The organism is Streptomyces sp. SudanB52_2052 (genome assembly GCF_964272415.1).
Lineage (GTDB): Bacteria > Actinomycetota > Actinomycetes > Streptomycetales > Streptomycetaceae > Streptomyces > Streptomyces olindensis.
Genome location: NZ_OZ186796.1, coordinates 7,897,277 through 7,916,800 on the forward strand (window position 1 = coordinate 7,897,277; position 19,524 = coordinate 7,916,800).

A 19,524-nucleotide genomic window follows, 5' to 3' on the forward strand; every position below is an offset into this window, starting at 1 on the left:
CCCGGCACGGCCCGCGACGTCCTGGCCACCGTGTGGGACTACTGCGTCCCCGCCCGTATCGCCGGCTCGAAACGGTCCTCCACGAGCTGGGCCCCGTCCTGGCGGGCCGTCCGGGCCCCTACATCCTCAGCGACCTGCGCTGGGGGGACGGCCCGCTGTACGCCGGTACGGAGGCTTGGTCACCGCCGCAGGCGTGCTGCTGGGCCTGGCCGGCCTGACCTCGTGCTGGTCGCCCTCGTCCTGCCTCCGCTGCTGTTGGGGCCCGCCCTGTTCGCCGCGGCGCTGTGGGCGACGGCCGCGCGGCAGCGCGAGGTCATCCTGGCGGACGAGCGTGTCGCCGAGGCCACGGGCGCCCTGACCGGCGGGCTGCGGGACGTGGTGACCTGCGGCGCCGAGGACCGGGTCGGGGCGACGGCGGGCGCGCACGTCGACGACGCGGCACGCGCCACCCTGTCGCTGGCCCGCCTCACCGCGGTACGGACCGCGGCGCTGGGCATGAGCGGCTGGGTGCCCCTCCTGCTGATCGTGGTCGCGGCGCCCTGGCTGATCCGCAACGGCGTGACGGCGGGCGCGATCCTCGGCGCGGTGACCTATGTGTCGCAGGCCCTCCAGCCGACCCTGCAGGGCTTCGTGCAGGGGCTCGGCAGCAGCGGGCTGTGGCTCCTGGTCACGGTCGGCCGGATGGCGGAGGTAGCGGCGGAGTCCCGGCCCGAGGCGGCGCAGGGCACGGCCGGGTCCCGCCCCGAGCCGGCACAGGCCGCCATGGCGTCCCGCCCCGGGAAGCCCGCGGCCGGCCTGCCGGTGGCCCGGCCCGGTGCGTGCCGCGTGGACGTGCGCGGTCTCACCTTCGCCTACGCCCGGTCCGCGGACCCGGTGATCCGCGACCTGGACCTTCTCCTGCGACCCGGTGAGCACCTCGCCGTGGTCGGCCCGAGCGGCGCGGGGAAGTCCACCCTGGCGGCCCTGATCGCCGGGGTGCTCGAACCGCAGGCCGGGCAGGTACACCTCGATGACCTGCCCCTCCGTGCTCTGGTCGGCCGCGGCGAGGGTCCGGACCGGCACCGCGGCCTGGTCCCCCAGGAGGCGGACGTGGAGTCGGCGGTGCGCGCCGTGGGCGCCGCGCCCCTCGTCGTGCGCCTCGGCGGCTACGACGCGCCCCTGGAACCGAGGCGCCTCTCGGCCGGTGAGCGGCAGCTCGTCGCCCTGGCCCGCGCCCTGCTCCCGGCGCCTCGGCTGACGCTGCTGGACGAGGCGACCTGCCACCTCGACCCGCTCGCCGAGGCCGTCGCCGAGGACGCCTTCGCCCGCGGCCCGGGCACCCCGATCGTCGTCGCCCACCGCATCAGCTCCGCGCTGCGGGCCGACCGCGTCCTGGCCATGGACGGCACGCGGATCGCCCTCGGCACCCACGAGGAGCTGAGCCACGTCCTCGCTCTACCGCGACCTGGTCGGCCACTGGGGCGCGGCCGGCGCGTCCCCGGGCGGCGGTGCCCGGTCGTCGCGGCCGACGGCCGGGGCGGTGGCACGGGCCGGGATGGCCGCCGTGCTGCGAACGACCGCGGAGCGCATCTCGGGGCCCGCGCGAACGTCCCGTAAGGCCCGCACGTGGCCCCGGGAGACCCGCACCTGGCCCCGGGAGACCCGCACGTGGCCCCGGGAGCTCTTCCGCGTGATGGCGGTCAGATGGTTACGCACCGTCGCCACGGACAGTGACAGCCGCTCGGTGATCTCCCGCGTCCAGCGCCACCGGCGCGAACTCCGGGTCGATGAACCGCTGCCCCCTGACCAGCTTGCGGACACCGTGGACCAGGCGGTCCGCCGGGGCGTTGGTGCAGATGACGTCGGCGGCGTGCAGACCGAGCAGACGGCGCAACCGCTCGGGTGTCGTCGAGGCCATCACCAGCAGCACCCGGCGCTCCGGGAGCCGGGCCATCAGCTCCCCCCGTGCGGCGAGTTCCTCGCCCTCGCTGGAGTCCACGTCGATCACGACCACGTTCGGGCGGCACGACGGGGCGCGGGCGAGAACCTCACCGTTGCCCTCGGCTTCGGCGACGACCTCGATGTCGTCCTCACGTGACAGGAGAGCGGCGAACGCTCCCCGCACCAGGCGGGTGTTCTCGACGAGAAGAACGCGGATCAATGTCGCTCCCACTCGGCTGTGCGGCCCCCGTACCCGCTCCGACGTGCTCCGGCCCTCTGCACCTCCTAGATCGGATTATCACCTCCATGTCGGGAATTTCAGGCCCACGTTGATCGAGTGGTGACGTCGGGAGCGCGGGCATACCGTCGAACGGTGGACACCGCAGGCAGCAGCCCGCAGCCGGCCTCACCACAGACGACCACCACCAGGGAACCCGGTGGTGGCGGAAGCGCGATGGCGCTCTTCGTCCTCGCCTCGTGCCAGCTGATGGTGGTCCTCGACATCACCATCGTGAACATCGCACTGCCGCACATCCAGAGCTCGCTGGACTTCTCCACCACGAGCCTGTCGTGGGTGGTGAGCGCCTACACCCTCACCTTCGGCGGCCTGCTGCTGCTCGGCGGCCGGGCCGGCGACATCCTGGGCAGGCGGCGGGTCTTCATCTTCGGCGTGCTGCTGTTCGTGCTGGCCTCCCTGCTCGGCGGGTTCGCCCAGAACTCCGGCCAACTCCTCGGCGCCCGCGCCCTGCAGGGCGTCGGCGGCGCCATCGCGTCCCCCACCGCCCTCGCCCTGATCAGCACGACCTTCCGCGAAGGACCGGAACGCAACCGCGCCTTCGGGGTCTTCGCCGCGGTCTCGGCGGGCGGCGGCGCCATCGGCCTGCTCGCGGGCGGGATGCTGGTGGAGTGGCTGAACTGGCGGTGGGTGCTGTTCGTCAACGTGCCCATCGGCCTGCTCATCGTGCTCGCCACACCCAAGTGGATCAGGGAGTCCGAACGCCACCCCGGCCGCTTCGACCTGAGTGGCGCGCTCACGTCCACCGCGGGCATGGTGCTGCTCGTCTACGGGTTCATCAGGGCCGCGGACGACGGCTGGCGGGACGCGCTCACGCTGGCCTCGTTCGCCGGGGCGGTCGTGCTGCTCGCGGCGTTCATCCTGATCGAGCGGCGCTCCAGACAGCCCATCACGCCCCTGCACATGTTCGCCGACCGTAACCGCGCGGGCACCTACGGCATCATGCTGTGCCTGGCAGCAGCGATCTTCGGCATGTTCTTCTTCCTCACGCTCTTCGTGCAGAACGTGCTGGAGTTCAGCCCCATCGAAGCCGGCCTCGCCTTCCTGCCGGTCAGCGCGGTCATCGCGATCGGCGCCGGACTGGCCTCGCGGTTCCTGCCCGTCTACGGGCCCAAGCCGTTCATGGTGCTGGGCGCGATCCTGGCGGCGACCGGACTCGCCTGGCTCACCCTGACCGACGTGCACTCCACCTACGCGGGCAGTGTCCTCGGCCCGATGCTCGTCTTCAGCCTGGGCATGGGCATGGAGTTCGTGTCGCTGACGCTCATGGCGCTGTCCAACGTGCCCACCCCCGAGACCGGCGCGGCCTCCGGGCTCCTCAACGCCACCCAGCAGGTCGGCGGCTCCCTCGGCCTGTCCATCCTGGTCACGATGTACGGCACGGCCAGAGCCAACGAGGCGGACAAGCAGACCCCGGCCTTCCTTCAGCAGGCCACCCCGGCCGAACGCCTGCGGTTCCAACGCACCGAACAACTGCCTAAGCCTTGGTCCGACGAGGTCTTCACCGCCGGCGTCTCGGCCGCGTTCATCATGGCGGCCGTCTTCACCGTCGTCGCCGCCCTGATCGCCCTGATCGTCATCCAGGTCCGTCCCTCCGACCTGGAGCGCCTGAAGGGCGGGGCGGGCCCCGGCCCGATGTGAGGCCCGCCCCGGCCGTCCGGCCCCGCCTACCCCCCGATCCTGGCCGCGATGACCGGAGCCAGCCGGTCGGCGATGACCCGGTGCCCCCGGTCGTTGGGGTGCACCGAGTCCGTCAGGTCACCCGACCCCAGCCAGCCGGTCGTGTCGACGAAGGAGACCCGGGTGTCACCCCCGGCGACGGCGGCCCGCACGGCGGCCTCGGTCTGCGGGACGTACCGTCCGCGGAACGTCTCCAGCGCGAAGATCCACGCCTGCGGGTAGGCGGCCCGGACCTTGCGCAGCAGACTGCTGTACGCCGACTGGAACTGCGTCGAACTCACCCCGTGCCCCACGTCGTTGGTGCCGAGGTTGATGACGACCGCGTCGGCCCGGTAACGGGAAAAGTTCCAGTCGGGCGTCGCCCCGTTCGGGTTGAGCTTGGTGAACTGCCGCTCCAGCCCCACACAGCCGTCCGCCGCCACCAGGCACGCGCCACCCTGCGCGATCTGCGTGTGCTCGGCACCCAGCCGCTCCCCGATCAGCCAGCCGTACGCGGTACGGGCGTTCTGCGAGGTCGTGGTGCCCACGGTGATCGAGTCGCCGACGAACTCGATCAGCCGGGCCGGTGAGGGAGGGGCGAAGGTCGTCGCGCCGCTGTCGAGGACCAGCCCCTGGAAGACGGCGTCGCCCTTGTAGGAACCCGCCACCACCTGGTAGTTGACCTGGAGCGTGTGGTTGCCGGAGGCCAGGGGCGTCGGGGTCAGGTCCACCGTCCCCTTGACGTCGTCGTAGAACCTCACGGGCCCGTTGTCGATCCGCGCCCACAGGTCGATCGTGCCCCGCTGCTTCAGCTTGACCGTCCGTCCGGTGAAGCCGGCCCGGTAGTAGGCGCCGGCCCAGTACGGGGTGTACGCGGTGGCGGAGCCGGTGGTGTCCCAGCGGCCGACGAACTTGATGTTCGGATCGCCGGGCTGCCCGGGAGCGGCGGCCTTCGCGGTGGCGCCGCTGCCCAGCCGGGCGGCGAGGACCGGGGCCAGACGCTCGGCGAACCTGGTGTGGCCCGCCTCGTTGGGATGCCCGTCGCCGTCCTCGTAGTGGGTGCCGTCGGTGAGCCAGCCGGTGGTGTCGACGTAGTGCACCCGGGAATCGCCGGCCCCGTTGCGGGCACTGACGGCGGCCCTGGTCTCGGTGACGTAGCGCTTCTTGAGCGTCTGCACCGCGAAGAGGTGCGCGGTGGGGTACTTGGCGCGCACGTCCCGCAGGAACGCGGTGTACGCCGACCGGAAGTCCGGGCCGGGGACGCCGTGCCCGATGTCGTTGGTGCCGAGGTTGATGACGACCGCGTCGGCCCGGTAGCGGGAGAAGTCCCAGGGGGTGTCACCGGTGCTGCCCGTCCTGAAGAACTGCGCGCTCAGTCCGGTGCAACCCGATCGCGCGACCAGGCAGTACCCGGACCGGGCGATCCGCGTGTGCCGCATCCCCAGCCGCTCGCCGGTCTTCCAGGCGTACGAGTCCAGCGCCAGCCGGTCGGTGAGGGCACCCGCGGTGATGGAGTCGCCGACGAACTCCACCACCCCGGACGGGGTGTTCGCCGCGACGGTCCGCGCGCCGGAGTCCAGGACCAGGCCCTGGAAGACGGTGTCGCCGGAGCGGTAGGACAGGCGCAGGGTGTGCGTGCCGGGGGACAGCGGCTGCGGGGTGAGGTTCACCGTGCCGCGCACGCCCGCGTGGAAGACGTCGGGGCCGCCGTCGATGCTCGCGTAGAAGTTGACCGCGTTCCTGGCCCGGACCTTCACGGTGGTGCCGGTGAAGCCGGTCTGGAGATAGGCGCCGCTCCAGTGGGGCACGGCCGCGGTGCCCGAGGAGACGTCCCAGCGTCCGACGTACGTGATGTTCGGATCGGACACCGAGCCGTCCCCGGCCGCGGCGTGCGCGGGCGAGCCGCCCGTCCACGACAGCAGGCAGGCCAGGAGCACGGCCGTGAGAAGGGCGGGCAGGACGCGTCCGGGGGAGGGGTGGGGGGAGGTCTGCACGGGGTTCCCTTCACGTGGGGGTGGCTGGGAGCGCTCCCATGAGCAGCCTCTCGAGAGAAGCAGTGAAACGGTTCAGCGTCAAGTGGTCCTACAGGGGCTGGAGTTGAGGCATCAGGGCGCCGCCCGGCAGCGCGACGGGCGCGGCGGCCGACGCGCTCCGGCCGGCCCGCCCGCGGTGCTCGCCGGTCACGGCCGCGGTCGGGGAGACGTCTTCAGCGCCTCGGCCAGCCCCGCCGCGTCCGTGCCGAGCTTGCGGTACACCGAGGAGAGCAACTGCCGCACACCCTGCTCGGTCAGGTGCAGTTCCTTGGCGACCACCCCCACCGGGTGCCCCTGCGCCGCCCTCTCGGCCGCCTTGCGCTCCTGGGCCGTGAGCGTGTCCGTCTGCGGGTAGCGCAGCGGCAGCGGCCGCAGACCGGCGGCGGACAGTTCCCGCCGGGCCCGCGCCGCCAGCCCCTCCGCACCGCAGTGCACCGCGCCCTCCAGGCCCTGGTACAAGCGGTCGGCGGCGTCGTGCAGCCGGCCGTTCCGGGCCAGCGCGGCACCGTGACCGACCAGGGCGCGGGCCAGTTCGTACGCCGCCGGTGACCGCTGCAGGTGGTCGACGGCCTCCGTGTGCAGATCGAGAGCCGCCTCACCGCCCGTCACCTCCGCCCGGGCGTGCAGCGCCTGGCCGATCACGGATGCGGCACCGAAGTCCCGGGCCCGCTTCACGGCGTCCTGCGCGTGGCGTACCGCCCGGTCGGGAGCACTGCGGGACAGCGCCGAGGCCAGGCCCAACTGCCAGGTGCACCAGGCCGGATTGCGCCACTCCCGGCTCTCCAGCCACTCACCGACCTCCGACAGCAGGTCGGCGGCCTCGTCGGACCGGCCCTCCGCCAGGAGCAGTTCGGCGTACACGGTGCGGGGGTCGGGATAGATCACGGCGTTCGGGATGTCGCCCCCGTAGCCGTACTTGTCGGCGAGCCGGCGTGCCGCCAGGGTCCGGCCGCGGGCCAGCAGTGTCTGGATCAGGATGCCCACGGCGAACCACTGCGCGGGTACCGCGCCCTCCACCCGGTCGGCGATGCGCAGGCCCTCCCGCACCAGGTTCTCCGCCTCGGCCAGGCAGCCGCGGCGGTAGCGGATGTACCCGGAGAGCGCCTGCCCCAGGGCCAGGTGGGAACCGCGCCAGCCCTTCGACTCGCACTCCGCCATGCCCCGCGCGAAGAGTTCCTCGGACCGCCGCGGCTGGTCGCAGTACATGAACACCAGGGCGACCGAGACGGGGACCTCGAAACCTTGGTTCTCGTGGGTCCAGCTCAGTCCACCGCGCAGGGCCTTCTCGGCGTACGCGAGGACCTTCTGCCGGGGCTCGCCGCACATCATGGCGTCCCAGGCCCGGATCCCGAGGATGTACCGCTCCTCCAGGCCACGGCCGGGCAGACGGTCGGCCAGTCGGGCGAGCGCCCGCGAACGGCCGGACGAGTCCGGCTCGTCGGTGCGGAACGCGCTCCAGTTGAAGTGGTCGGCCTGCAGCCGCAGCCGGACCCTGGGGTGGGCGGTCCGCTGCGCCTCCTCTGCCGCCACCCTCGCGGCCTCCGCCATCCGGTCGGTGTGGGCCAGCGCCTGGGTCAGCCGGTACACCATCGGGGCCCGCAGCTCGGGTTCGATATCGGGCTCGGCCAGCGCCTCGCGCAGATGGGCGACGGTGGCGGTGGGCTTGATGAGGAAGGTCGCGGAGGCCAGTTCGTGGAGCAGCACGGCGCGCTCCTCCGGCAGCGGCGGTTCCTGCAGGGCCCGGGTGAGCAGGCGCCGGGCCGCCTCCGGGGCACCGGAGTGCAGTGCCTCACGGGCGGCCTCCCGCAGGCAGGTGACGGCCTCGGCGTTGCCCTCGCAGGGGACCTCCAGCAGATGCCGGGCCGCGGCGGCCGGACCGAGTCCGGCGGCCCGCACGGCCTCCGCGGCCGCGTTGTGCATCCCCTCCCGCAGGCTGGTCCCGATGGACCGGTAGATCGTGGTGGCGATCAGCGGGTGGACGAACTCCAGGCTGTCCCGGGACCCGTCGCCGTCGGCCAGGATCCGGGCGGCACGCAGCTTCTCCGTCGCCTCGGCCGCCGCCGTGCTGCCGATCGCCGCGATGGTGGACGCCAGCTCCGGCGAGATGGCCTGACCGAGGACGGCCGCCGCGTAGGCGAAGCGGACCGTGGTCGTGCCGAGTCCCTGCAGACGCTCGATCAGCCCGGGCCCCTTCACCGCGGCGGCCAGGTCGCGCATGGCGGGCAGGTCCTCGCTGGTGCCCTTCAACTTGCGCTCGCCGAGCCTGATGGCGAGTTCGACGGCCTCGAACGGGCTCCCTCCGGTGACCTCCCGGCATTCCTCGCAGAACGCGTCCTCGGCCTCCTCGCCCACCTCGTCCCTGACGATCCGTGCGACGGCATCCGCACTGAGCGGTGCCAGGGTGAAGGGACGCTTCCCCAGATCGGCCGCGGGCGCCTCGAGGGAGGCCGCCTCGCGCGGCAGCTCGTCGGGCCGGTAGGCCACGACGATCAGCATCGACAGGTCGACGGCCCGGGGAGCGAAAGAGGCGAGCCAGCTCAGCGACTGGACGTCCGCCCAGTGCAGGTCGTCCAGGATCAGGACCACCGGCGCCTTCTTCACGGCGAGGCGCGTCATCACCCAGTCGAGACCGTCACGCACCCCGGTCGGGTCCGGCACGTGGCCGCTCGGCATCGCGACCAGACCCAGCGCGGCGGCGACGATGTCGTACCAGCCGCCCAGGAAGGTGCGGAGTTCCTCCTCGTCCAGCGGTGCCAGCACCGGCTGGACGAGCTGGCGCACCACGTGGAGCGCCAGCTCCTGTTCCTTCTCGCCGCCCCGGCCCGACAGCACGGTGAACCCCTCCGCCGTCGCGCGGACCCGGGCCTCGGTCAGCAGGGCGGTCTTGCCCATGCCGGCCGGACCGGTGAAGGCGAGCAGACCCCCGCGCGGCGCCTGGGGCATGCCGTCGACGGTGTCGCGCAGCCGCGCCAGGGCCGAGTCGAGCGCCCGGAGCTCCTTGCGGCGCTCGAGCAACGGCCTGGACTCGGGCAGGGATTGCCGCAGCTCATTCGCCATGTGCCGTACCGCTTCCTGTCGTCGGCCATCGGGAGGCAGCGCGAGCGTACGCCTCCCGACGGGTGCCTTGACCGGATTCCGGAACGGGCACGACAAAGAAGGGTGAATGGCCTGCTATTACGGTGTGGAGCGCTGAACCGGCGGGTATCGTGGCCCGAATTGGGGCCGTCCTGCCTGCCCGCGGCCGCGGTCGCCGGGCTCCCTCACCGCAGGACCGGGGCCGTCCCCGCGTCCGCGTAGCGCGGGACGGTGCGGGACCAGTAGTAGCAGCCGCGGATCCAGCCGGCCATGCCTTCCACGTAGCCGACGCCCGAAGGGCTCAACTCCGGTTTGATCTCGTCGAAGAGCCTCTCGAACTCGTGGATGGTGTGGTTGATCTGCCGGATGGCCAGGGTGACGGCCACCGGCAGGGGGCACTGGTGCGCCCGCTGGTAGGCGAGGGCCAGGTTGATCATCTCGCCGGACCGCTGCTCCTTGACCGCGGAGAAGAGGTCCGGGATCCACACCGCCGCGTCGGCCGACAGCCGGCTCAGGCGCCGCATGAGCGGATGATGGAGCTCCGCGGCGGTCAACTCGTGGGGCTGCGCGGCCTCGCACAGCGGGTAGAAGGGCTCGACGCCCGCGGTGAGGGAACGGATCGACGTGCAGAGTCCGGACCGTATGGGCGAGGGATGGGTCTGCGCCACCGATTCGTACAGCAGCCCGTGCACGTACTCGCGGCTCTTCCACGCCCAGCGCGCGGCCTGCGCGGGCGTACACCGCTCGCGGATCTGCCGGTAGAGGTCGGACAGGGCCGCTCCCAGCGGGGTGCTGGGGAGCGCGCCGTCCCGCAGGATCGCGATGCTCTCGCACAGCATGGGCAGCAACTGGCCCGGCCGGTGCCGGCCGACCTCCTCGGCGCGGTCGTCGAACACGAACTGGTAAGCGATCTGATGGGCGACGAGCTGGAGGATCCCGGCATCGGTGTCCGGGCTGTTGTAGGACGCGAGTTCGGCGGGGCGCGTGTGGGCGATCATCGCCGGCACCCCGGGTTCGCCACTCAGGCCGGTCAGGCGCAGCCAGGCGTCGACGCCTGCCGCGGCCTCGGCCTCGTGCGGATTCCGCCGGAACGGGAAGGGCATGTACAGATGAGCGTCGATCAGCTCCCCTATGTTGGATGCCGGATTTCCGCTCTGTGCGACGGTCGCGATTTCCTCATGCGTGGTGGACACCGTTGTCACCGTCCCTCCCGGCTTTCTCGGCTCCGGACGCGGCAGCCGCGGCTTCGGGCACCTGGGCGACGGCATGCGGCGCCGTGCCGTCCGGCGCGTCCGTTCGTGGGGCGCAGATCATCGTCAGGGACCGGGGTCCCAGGGTCGCGCCGGGGCGCGGCGGTGCGACGCGCCCGGAGGGGTGACGCAGCCTCCAGCGGCCGGTGATGGCCGCGAGGGCCACCGTCATCTCGGCCATGGAGAACAGGTCACCGATGCACTTGCGGCTGCCCGCCGCGAACGGGATGAGCGCCCCGTGGGGACCGGGGGCGGCCTCGCCCTCCAGCCAGCGCTCGGGCAGGAACCGGTCGGGCTCGGGGAACGACGCCGGGTCGTGGTGCAGGAGGTACGGGCTGTAGAGGACGGTGGCTCCCCGCGGCAGCCGGCGTCCGGCGAACTCCGTCTCGCGGGTCGTGACCCGTGTGAAGAGCCAGCCGGGCGGGGAGTGGCGCAGCGTCTCGGTGACGACCGACCGCGTGTAGACCAGACGGGGCAGATCGTCGACGTCCGGCAGCCGGCCCGCGAGGACGGTGTCGACCTCGGCGTGCAGCCGCCGCTCGACCTCCGGATGCCGGCCCAGGAGGCTGAAGGTGGAGGCCAGGCACATCGAAGAGCTTTCGGAACCGGTGAGCAGGAGCGACACGAGCTGGTCGTGGACCTCCCGGTCGGTGACCGGGGGCTCGCCGTCCTCGGTGTCCGCGGCCGCCAGCAGGAGCCCCAGCAGATCGTCGCGGGGCACGCCCCGCCGGCGCTCGGCGATCGCGGCGTCGATGAGCTCGCGCACCCGCTCCACCGCACGCCGGTAGCGGCGGTTCGCCGGGGTGGGGATCCGGAACAGCACGTCGACCGGGACGATCGTGCGCACGAACAGGCCGCGCACGATGGCGGCGAGGCAGTGCCGCACCTCGTCGGCCGCGGCCGGGCTGAGCGAGTCGGACAGCAGGACCCGGCTGATCAGCCGGGTCGTCATACCCAGCATGGCCGCGCTGACGTCGACCTCCTGCCCGTCGCGCCAGTCACCGCACAGTGCCGCGGCCTCCTCGGCCATCAGAGCCGTGTGCCCGGAGACGTTGGAGGGGTGGAAGGTCGGTTGCAGCAGCCTGCGCTGACGCCGGTGCTCCGCGTGCGGGCACGTGACGACGCCGTCGCCCATCAGCGCCCGGAGCCGCTCGTACTGCGGTCCGCCCTTGTCGAACGTGCGGGAGTCCCGGAGCATGCGGTGGACCAACTCGGGGTGACACACCATCCAGGCGCGCTGGGGGCCGAGACGTATCTCGACCAGATCGCCTTGTGGGGGCAGGGATTTCAGAAACTCCAGCGGCCGACGGAACAAGGCGATACCGTGGCCGATGGATGGGAATATGCCTGGAGCAGTACCGACCGTCCATGGCTGTTCCGGTTCATGAACGCAGCCGTTCATCGAATACCACCTGCCTCAGTCGACCAGGGAATACGGTGACGTTTCACCGACTTGGCGCTTGCACCATGTCCTGCCCAGTCCAAGCTGGCCGCTGACGTGACGAACCCTTTCTCCAGGGGGCGCACGGGTGCACGGGGAAGCGCTGGGTGAATCACCTCCGGTGCACGCAAGGCGTCAGACGGCTTTCTTCCGTCACTCCGGCTTCTTTGGTTCCTCTTACGTATTTTCCGTAATTTCCGTGTACAGGGATCCGGGCAGGGGTGTCGCGAAGACCGGGTGGAGCCGGCCGTGACCCGCGGCCGGCTCCACCCGGGAAGCCCGGTTCGTGCCTCAGGGGCGGTGGTAACTCTCCGGCGGCGCCAGATAGGAGGCCGCCAGACCGCCGGTGTCGATCACGATCTGGTCGACCACCATCGCCGCGTCCACCATGAACACCCGCAGCACATGCTCACCCGGCGTCGACACGGTCATCCGGGCCGTCAGCTTCTCGACGCCCTCCTCCACGTTGCGGGCCCAGGCGTCCCCGCGGTTGCCGGTGGCGATCGCCTGGCCCGACAGCACCGTCGGCGGCTGGTCGTCGAGGGCCACCGCCAGGCGCCGCGTGCCCCGCTCGTCGAGGGAGGGCAACCGGAAGACCGTCACCGGGAAGCTGCCGGTCGTGGTGAAGCGCACCCGGTAGCGCAGTTCCGGCGACCGGCTGGTGACGTCGTCCGTGATCGCCGGCGCGGTCGTCGGGACCGCCTCGACGGCGGCCGTACGGCGACCCAGCCCGCGGACCACCCGCCAGTGCGCTCCGCCGCGGGCCACCCGGCTCTCGAAGTGCGCCGCGTCGATCGAGACGTGGCCGTGGGCCTCGACGAAGCCGCGGACCCGCCGCCGGGCCCGTTCCCCGTCGTTGACCACCCGCACCGGTACCTCGATGGTCGTGCCGGCGCCGGTGAAGGCCACCGTCGGCTCATGGGTCCCTTCCGGCACCCGGGCCCAGTCGACCTCGACCCACACTCGCGTCTGGTCGGTGAGTTCGCCGCTCGCGGTGGTCAGCCTCAGCCAGGGGTGGCTCGGCTCGGCCCGCCACGGAAGGGGGAGGAAGCCGGTGTTGAAGACGTCCACGAAGCGGCGGTCCCGGGTGTAGGAGGAGAAGGACAGCGGGCGCTCCGCTCCCGTCTCGTTGCCCTCCGTGGCCAGCCCCAGGCCCGAGGTCTCCTGCCGGGGCACCCGCGTGACGGACGGGCGGCCCGGGGCCTTCGGGATCTGGGACGGGTAGGGGTTGACGACGCCGTCCCACTTCCCGCCCGCGATCTCGGTGTTGTACCGCCGGGTGATCGCCTGTTCCTCGGCGTGCGCGGCCTCGGCCAGGTCCGCGAAGCGGTTCGTGCCCGCGCCGCGGCCCTGGCGGACGGCGAGCGCGTTGCGGTCCGCCCAGTAGTACTTCAGGTTCATCAAGTACGCGCCGTGGACCGGGTACTCGACCAGCTCGTAGTAGGCGTCCCGGTAGGTCTCCGGCAGCTTCGACCCCAGTCGGCGGACCCGTTCCAGCAACTCCTCGTAGGCCGTCATACGGCGGCCCGCCTCGTCGCCGTGGTGGACCGTCGAGAAGATCGCCTTGTCGATGAACTCCGGGCGCCGCTCCGCCGCCAGGCGGTAGTACTCGGTGCGGATGGCGGCGATCTCCGCGCCGTACCGCCGGCCGAACTGGCGCCCGGCCCACTCCACGAGGAAGTCCTCGACGTTCCCGGGACCCCAGCGGTCCACGTCCCACGCCATGTCCAGACAGAAGGACAGCCCCGTCTCGATCGACTTGATGTCACCGACGTTGAAGATCCACATCCGGTCGGCCCCGTGGTCGTGGACCCGCCGCAGCTCCTGCCACACCTTGGCCAACTGCGTGGTGTCCAGCCACAGATAGCTCCTGGGGCGGCCCCAGTAGGAGAGGTGGTAGTAGATGCCGTTGCCGCCGGCGCGGCGGCGCTCCGCCTCGTTCGGGAGCTGGCGCATGTTGCCGTGGTTGTCGTCCGGCCAGATCAGGGTGACGTCGTCGGGCACCTGGACGCCCGCGTTGTACAGCTCCAGGACCTCCTTGTACGGGATGAAGATCTGCGGCCGGGCCGCCTCGCCCACCTCCTCGGCCAGGATGCGGCGCTGGTCGGCGATGATGTCGTTCATCACCGCGACCTTCTCCGGGATCGTCGTGGCGTACTTCGTCTCCAGGGCGGAGTCGTGCAGGCCCCGCATGCCGATCGTCCAGCTGCTCTCGTAGGCGGCGTTCTCCCGGGCCCGCGCCCGCCAGTAGTCGGAGATGACGGCCGGGTTCACCGTGTAGTCGTAGAGCGGCAGGGTGCCGTCGGGGTTGCGGTGCGCCTCGGCCCACGGCTGCCACTCGTGCACGCCGTTGCGCAGCATGGCCTCGGGGTGGCTGGAGCCGACCACGATGCCGTAGCGCTCGGCCAGTTCGGGGTTCTCGCGGTGCTTGTTGAAGAAGTCGGAGTACGGGTGCATCGCGGGCCAGAGGTAGTTGGCCTTGAGGCGGAGCAGCAGCTCGAAGACCCGCTCGTACGTCCTGGGGCCGATGTGCTTGTCCGGCTCCTGGGTGCGGTGGGACCACGTGGTGAGGTTCTGCTCGTCGTTGATGAAGATGCCCCGGTAGCGGACGGCGGGTTCGAGGCGCTTGAGGGGGCCGGCCGGGACGGTCACGGTGTCGCGGCGGACGACCGGGACATCGGCCCACCAGTACCAGGGGGAGACGCCGATGCGCTCCGAGGTGTCGTAGACGCCGTAGACCGTGCCGCGCCGGTCGCTGCCCGCGATGACCAGGGCGCGGTCCACGCCGGGCAGCGGGCGCTCCACGACCTGGGTGACGGACGCCTCCCAGCGGCCCTCGACCCGGGAGACGTCCAGGCGTCCGCGGCGGACGAGCCGGTCGATGACCGGGCTCGCGCCGATCGTCCCCACCAGGACGAGGAGGCCGGCCCGTTCGGGCACGGAGTGCAGCAGGCGGGGCCGTACGCCTCCCACCCGCTCCACGTCCGCCTGGAGGTCGCCGGCCGCGCGGACGACGGCGGGATCGTCGGCGGCGTCCACGAACACGTCCACCGCGGTGCCGCCCTGGACCAGGGGGAAGTCGGGGCGGGCCGAGGGGGCGGCTGCGGCGGCGCCGGCGGGGAGGAGGGACGGGGCGAGCAGGGGAGCGGCGCCGACGGCCGCCATGCCCCTTAAGAACGACTTGCGGCTCACATGGCCAGGAGACGGTCTCTGCTGCACGGGCACTGCCTTTCCGCGCCGGACCCGCGGCCCGCGGCGGTTCCTCGTCCGGGCCGTCGGCGGGGCTGCGCACAGGTGAGGTTGGCATGGGCAGGCTAGAAAGCGCTTGCTGGGGCACCCTAGGCGAGGCCGTGCGAGGGCGTCCAGATGTGGGGCGTGGGATCGCCGCGTAGGGGGCGGGTCGCGGGGCGGGCGTGTGCGGTGCGGTCGGTGGTATGAGGGGGCTCGGTGCGCCACCCGCCAAGCGGCATCGGTAAGTTGGCGACCGCCCCCCTCGGAAGGACACCGCTGTGCGCCCTGAACGACTCCGGTCCGCTCTCACCCTGCTCGCCGCCGCGACCACCCTGGCCCTCGGAACCGCCGCCCCGGCGACCGCCGCAGCCGAACGGCCCGCTGCCGCGGCCGGCCACGCGGCCGCCGCTTCCCACGGCCTCGGCACCATCACCGAACTGATCGCGCAACGGCTGCTGCTGGCCGACAAGGTCGCCGCCGCGAAGTACGGCACGGACACGCCCATCGACGACCCGGTGCGCGAGGCGCAGATCCTGGACGACGTCCGCGCCCGGGCCACCGGCCTGGGTCTCGACCCGGACGCCGTGGCCGCCGTGTTCCGTGACCAGATCGAGGCGAACAAGCTGGTGCAGCGCGGTCTGTACGCCCGCTGGGACGCGCACCCCGACGAGCGCCCCACCGAACGCCCCGACCTGGCGAAGGAGGTCCGCCCGGCCCTGGACCGCATCACCACGCAGCTGCTGGCCGCGCTGGCGGAGACGGAGCAGGCCCGCGCCCTGCCGTCATGCGGTCCGCGCCTCGTCACCGCGGCCGGCTGGTCCGCGTTCGACCATCGGCTCGACGTCCTGCACGTGAAGGGCCTCGGGCGGGCGCTGCCGTCGGTGTGTGACGCCTCTTAGGCGATCTCGGCGGTCTCGGCGATCCCGACGGGGTCGGCGGGGCCGTCGGGCTCCGTGCACGCTTCGACGGAACCGGGCGAGGTTCTCATGATCAGGTCACGGGCGGTGCACGCGGCGGGCGGTCACCGGTCGTCCACGCCGTCCGCCCCGGTCGGCAGCGGTGGTTCCGTTTCGATGCGGCGCAGTTCCTCGTCGGTGAGGAGGCGGGAGCGGAGGAGGAAGCGGACGCCTTCCGGGGCCTCCAGGGAGAAGCCGCTGCCGCGCCCGGGAACCACGTCCACGGTGAGGTGGGTGTGCGACCAGTACGTGTACTGGTCCGCGCTCATCCAGAACGGCGTGTCCCCGGCCACGTGTCCCAGCAGGACGTCCGAGGCGCCGACCCGGAACTCGCCGCGCGGGTAGCACATGGGGGCGCTGCCGTCGCAGCAGCCGCCGGACTGGTGGAACATCACCGGCCCGTGCGTGCCGGTCAGCCGCCGCAGCAGTTCCTCGGCGGCGGGCGTCAGTTCGACACGTGCGGTGCGCGTGGTCATGCGTTGCCTCCCGACTGAACCGGTATCCCGCCCGGACGAACGTACCTCCTCGCCGCCGGAAACGGACCGGGTCGCGTGGCAGAGTCAGGCCGTCGCCGTGCCGGCGCCCCCCACCGCCTCCCGCCAGGTCGTCCCGACCGCCACGGCCTGCCGCCAGGTCCGCACGGACTTCGGCGGCATGCCCACCGCCAGGGCGCCCACCAGCCGCTCGCCCCTGCGGTAGGCGGCCACGAAGCGGCGACCGGACACGTCCCCCTCGACCACGGCGACTTCGTCGTGGCCTCGCAGGTGGCCGTACGCCTGGATCCTCATGTCGTACTGGTCGGACCAGAAGTACGGCACGGGCGCGAACGGCTTGCGGGCCTCCGGCGCGGCGAGCAGGTTGCGGGCGGCGGCCATGCCCAGCTCGGCGGCGTTGGTGCGGTGCTCGATCCGCATCGGCGTGCCGAACAGCGGGTTGTCCCAGCGGGCCACGTCACCGGCCGCGTACAACGCCCCGGCCCGCTGCGGGCGGCGGGACTCCCGAACGGCCTCGCAGTACCGGTCGCAGAGCACACCGTCGCCGACCGGCAGACCGCTGTCCGCCAGCCACTCGGTGTTGGGCAGGGAGCCGACGGCGACCAGGACCTCGTCGGGCTCGACCTGCTCGCCGTCCGCGAGCCGCACGCCCCCGTCGGTCACCTCGGACACGGAGACGCCGGTGCGCAGCCGGTTCGAGCAGGGTCACGCGGGCGCCCAGCGAGCGGGCCACGGCGGCGGCCTCGGCGCCGTCACCGGGCAGTCGGCGCGGACGTACCCCGGTGGCGATGATCAGCCCGTCGTACGGCAGTCGGGATCCGTCGGCCAGCGTCACCGTACGGTCCGTCAGGTGCAGCCCCGTCGCCGCCGTTCCCAGCCGCAGGTCGAGGCCCAGGGCGTCGAGCTCCGGGTGCGAACGCAGCGGCAGCCGCTCGGCGGACCACGCGCCCGAGAGGATCTGCTTCGAGAGCGGAGGCCGGTGAAGCTGGGCCACCGGTAGGGAACCGGAGCCGGCTGACACGTTCCGGTCAGTTCCCTGACCTCACGCTGACGTGCTGCACGTCACACGCCGAGGGCCGTCCGTCCGGCGGCTCCGGAGACGCCGTCGGACGAGCTAGAGCAGGTCGCGCGGGACCTGCTCGTTCCAGGTGCGCGAGAAGACCCGGCGGTCGGCCTCGTAGGCGTCGAGGGTCGCGTCCACGAAGAAGTCCGTCTCGTCGCAGGTGAGCCGGGTGTGGGTCACCACCCGTACGTCCCAGTCGTCGCGCCGGAAGCTCATGGTCCAGGTGGACTCGCCGCCGGCCGAGGTGAAGTCGTCGGCGACGGCCGTGTAGCGCTCGTGGGCGCGGCGGCCGGCCTCCAGGCCGATGTCCTCGAAGCGGACCGTGCCCCGGTCCTTCACGATGTCCAACTCGGCGTGGTAGCCGACCAGGTCGCGCTTGACCTCCCAGCGTTCCTCGGGCGGCGTCAGCTGGGTCGTGGCGAGCGGAGGAGTGCCCTCCGGCTCACCGAACGGGGACGACGGCACCTCGTCGGGTTCCTCCACCGGCCGCACCGGCAGGGTGAGCGTGCTGGAGCGTTCGTGGACGCTGAGCAGGGCCGGCCTGGGCGGCGGCCAGGCCAGCGGCCAGTAGGAGGTGGAGAGGGAGAGCCGGACACGGTGGCCCGGCGGGAACGCCTGCGCCACCCCGTTCAGCGGGATGGTGGCCCGGTAGCGACGGCCCGGTTCCAGCGGCTCGGGGGACTCCGTGCTGTGCAGGCGGGTGAGGTTCAGGATGCCGTAGGAGACGCGTGTCGCGGCGCCGTCGGGGCTCACGTCGGACAGCCGCGCGGCCACCAGGGCGACCGGCTCGCTGACCGACAGGTCGAGTTCCACGCTCGGCGAGCCGAGGATCTCCAGCGGCTCGGTCAGCGGCTCGCTGTCGAAGACGAGGGAGCCGCCGTCCTCCTCCCGCTGGTCGTACGGCAGGTCCGGGGGCGCGTTGTAGGAGGCCCACTTGCCCGCGAACTGGCCGACGGACAGCGGTGACTTCACGGTCATCGCCCCGCCGCCCGGGTCGTCCGGGCCCGCTGGGCCCGCCGGGTCCCGCGCGGGTTCGATCCGGTGCCGGGAGAGGGGATACGTGACCGGCCGGATGTGCGGCGAGGGCCAGTCGGGCTCGCCGACCCAGCGCCCCGGCCGCTCCTCGTACGACGTGGAGGGCGGCACGCTGTCCTGCATCCACGCCTGGAGCATCGGCCCGTCCATGACGCCGTTGTCGACGCCCTTGAGCCAGTGGTCCCACCACCGCACCAGCTCCTGGAGGTAGCCGATCGCCGGCCCGGGCTCCCCGAGGTGGGGGAACTTGTGCGACCAGGGACCGATCAGGCCCTTGCGGGGCACGTCCAGGTTGCCGAGCAGCCGGGTCACGGCGTTGGAGTAGCCGTCCGCCCAGCCGCTGGACGCCAGCACCGGGCACTGCACGCTCGTGTAGTCCTCGCACACCGAGGCGTGCCGCCAGTAGTCGTCGCGGCGCTGGTGGCGCAGCCACTGCAGGACCCAGGGCTCGGTGTTCTCCAGCCGCTCGTGCCACATCTCGCGCCAGCGGTCGCCGACCACGGCCGGGTCGGGCGGGCAGGTGCCGTAGGCGAACATCGTGCCCGCCTCGGCCAGGTTGTCCGACAGCAGGGCGCCGCCCATGTAGTGCATGTCGTCGGCGTGCCGGTCGTCGGTGAAGGAGGCGATGGCGATGGCCTTCAGGCTCGGCGGTCGGCGGGCCGCGACCTGGAGCGCGGCGAACGCGCCCCAGGAGATGCCCATCATGCCCGTGGCGCCGTCGCACCAGGGCTGCTCGGCCAGCCAGGCCAGCACCTCCTCGGCGTCCGCCTGCTCCCGCTCCAGGTACTCGTCGCGCAGCACGCCCTCGGAGTCGCCGGTGCCGCGCAGGTCGACGCGGACGCAGGCGTAGCCGTGCCCGGCGAGATACGGGTGGTGGACCGAGTCGCGGACGGCCGTCAGGTCGCGCTTGCGGTACGGGATGTACTCCAGCACCGCCGGCACCGGCTCCTGGTCCGAGGAAGTGGGGCGCCAGACGTGCGCGGAGAGCCGGACCCCGTCCGACATCGCGATCGTGACGTGCTCCTCTTCCTTCGTCGCGTACGGCAGGTTGGTCACGTAACGCATGGAACCC

The 19,524-nt window shown here is 72.5% G+C and carries 11 protein-coding genes and 1 pseudogene; 3 read left to right on the top strand and 9 right to left on the bottom strand.

Annotated features, from left to right (window positions below):
* The first annotated feature begins 222 nt into the window (after positions 1 to 222).
* Positions 223 to 1,596, top strand: a complete 1,374-nt coding sequence (locus tag ACSUPV_RS35575) for an ATP-binding cassette domain-containing protein (RefSeq protein ID WP_382611955.1) — start codon at positions 223 to 225, stop codon at positions 1,594 to 1,596.
* A gap of 91 nt (positions 1,597 to 1,687) precedes the next feature.
* Here the strand turns inward: ACSUPV_RS35575 and ACSUPV_RS35580 are convergent, their stop codons facing one another.
* The gene (locus ACSUPV_RS35580; protein ID WP_436949261.1) at positions 1,688 to 2,140 is read right to left on the bottom strand and encodes a hypothetical protein; all 453 of its coding nucleotides are present in this window, start codon (positions 2,138 to 2,140) and stop codon (positions 1,688 to 1,690) included.
* Between the two features lie 234 nt (positions 2,141 to 2,374).
* Here ACSUPV_RS35580 and ACSUPV_RS35585 point away from each other — a divergent pair, with 234 nt between their 5' ends.
* Positions 2,375 to 3,856 carry an MFS transporter gene (locus ACSUPV_RS35585; RefSeq protein ID WP_382611958.1) on the top strand — a complete coding sequence of 494 codons (1,482 nt, stop codon included), beginning with the start codon at positions 2,375 to 2,377 and terminating at the stop codon, positions 3,854 to 3,856.
* A 26-nt stretch (positions 3,857 to 3,882) separates the two neighbouring features.
* On the opposite strand, the gene ACSUPV_RS35590 is transcribed toward ACSUPV_RS35585, so the two are convergent.
* The 5 genes from ACSUPV_RS35590 to ACSUPV_RS35610 all read right to left on the bottom strand — a co-directional run bounded on the left by ACSUPV_RS35590 (position 3,883) and on the right by ACSUPV_RS35610 (position 14,838).
* On the bottom strand, positions 3,883 to 5,868 hold the full coding sequence (locus ACSUPV_RS35590) for a GDSL-type esterase/lipase family protein (RefSeq protein WP_436949262.1): 1,986 nt from the start codon (positions 5,866 to 5,868) through the stop codon (positions 3,883 to 3,885).
* A gap of 186 nt (positions 5,869 to 6,054) precedes the next feature.
* Entirely contained in the window at positions 6,055 to 8,964 is a 2,910-nt protein-coding gene (locus tag ACSUPV_RS35595; RefSeq protein WP_436949263.1) for an ATP-binding protein, read from the bottom strand.
* Positions 8,965 to 9,167: 203 nt separating this feature from the next.
* Positions 9,168 to 10,175 (bottom strand): (-)-alpha-amorphene synthase, encoded by a 1,008-nt coding sequence (locus ACSUPV_RS35600; protein ID WP_382611966.1) that lies wholly within the window; start codon positions 10,173 to 10,175, stop codon positions 9,168 to 9,170.
* A complete protein-coding gene (locus ACSUPV_RS35605) occupies positions 10,159 to 11,547 on the bottom strand; it encodes a cytochrome P450 (protein WP_436949264.1) in 1,389 nt (462 codons plus the stop codon). Before ACSUPV_RS35605 ends, ACSUPV_RS35600 begins: the two co-directional genes overlap by 17 nt.
* 417 nt (positions 11,548 to 11,964) lie before the next feature.
* On the bottom strand, positions 11,965 to 14,838 hold the full coding sequence (locus ACSUPV_RS35610) for a glycosyl hydrolase 115 family protein (protein ID WP_436949265.1): 2,874 nt from the start codon (positions 14,836 to 14,838) through the stop codon (positions 11,965 to 11,967).
* Between the two features lie 344 nt (positions 14,839 to 15,182).
* Here ACSUPV_RS35610 and ACSUPV_RS35615 point away from each other — a divergent pair, with 344 nt between their 5' ends.
* Positions 15,183 to 15,803 carry a chorismate mutase gene (locus ACSUPV_RS35615; RefSeq protein ID WP_359789823.1) on the top strand — a complete coding sequence of 207 codons (621 nt, stop codon included), beginning with the start codon at positions 15,183 to 15,185 and terminating at the stop codon, positions 15,801 to 15,803.
* Positions 15,804 to 15,925: 122 nt separating this feature from the next.
* Here the strand turns inward: ACSUPV_RS35615 and ACSUPV_RS35620 are convergent, their stop codons facing one another.
* The 3 genes and pseudogenes from ACSUPV_RS35620 to ACSUPV_RS35630 all read right to left on the bottom strand — a co-directional run bounded on the left by ACSUPV_RS35620 (position 15,926) and on the right by ACSUPV_RS35630 (position 19,517).
* The gene (locus ACSUPV_RS35620; RefSeq protein ID WP_031114870.1) at positions 15,926 to 16,336 is read right to left on the bottom strand and encodes a DUF779 domain-containing protein; all 411 of its coding nucleotides are present in this window, start codon (positions 16,334 to 16,336) and stop codon (positions 15,926 to 15,928) included.
* Positions 16,337 to 16,420: 84 nt separating this feature from the next.
* Positions 16,421 to 17,360, bottom strand: a pseudogene (locus ACSUPV_RS35625) (NAD(P)/FAD-dependent oxidoreductase); the annotation flags it as partial.
* 108 nt (positions 17,361 to 17,468) lie between these two features.
* Entirely contained in the window at positions 17,469 to 19,517 is a 2,049-nt protein-coding gene (locus tag ACSUPV_RS35630; protein WP_436949267.1) for a CocE/NonD family hydrolase, read from the bottom strand.
* Between the last annotated feature and the right edge of the window lie 7 nt (positions 19,518 to 19,524).

Coding starts and splice junctions, on each gene's coding strand:
- ACSUPV_RS35630 (WP_436949267.1), bottom strand. CDS start 19,517: ATGCGTTACGTGACCAACCTGCCGTACGCGACGAAGGAAGAGGAGCAC.
- ACSUPV_RS35620 (WP_031114870.1), bottom strand. CDS start 16,336: ATGACCACGCGCACCGCACGTGTCGAACTGACGCCCGCCGCCGAGGAA.
- ACSUPV_RS35585 (WP_382611958.1), top strand. CDS start 2,375: ATGGCGCTCTTCGTCCTCGCCTCGTGCCAGCTGATGGTGGTCCTCGAC.
- ACSUPV_RS35610 (WP_436949265.1), bottom strand. CDS start 14,838: ATGGCGGCCGTCGGCGCCGCTCCCCTGCTCGCCCCGTCCCTCCTCCCC.
- ACSUPV_RS35595 (WP_436949263.1), bottom strand. CDS start 8,964: ATGGCGAATGAGCTGCGGCAATCCCTGCCCGAGTCCAGGCCGTTGCTC.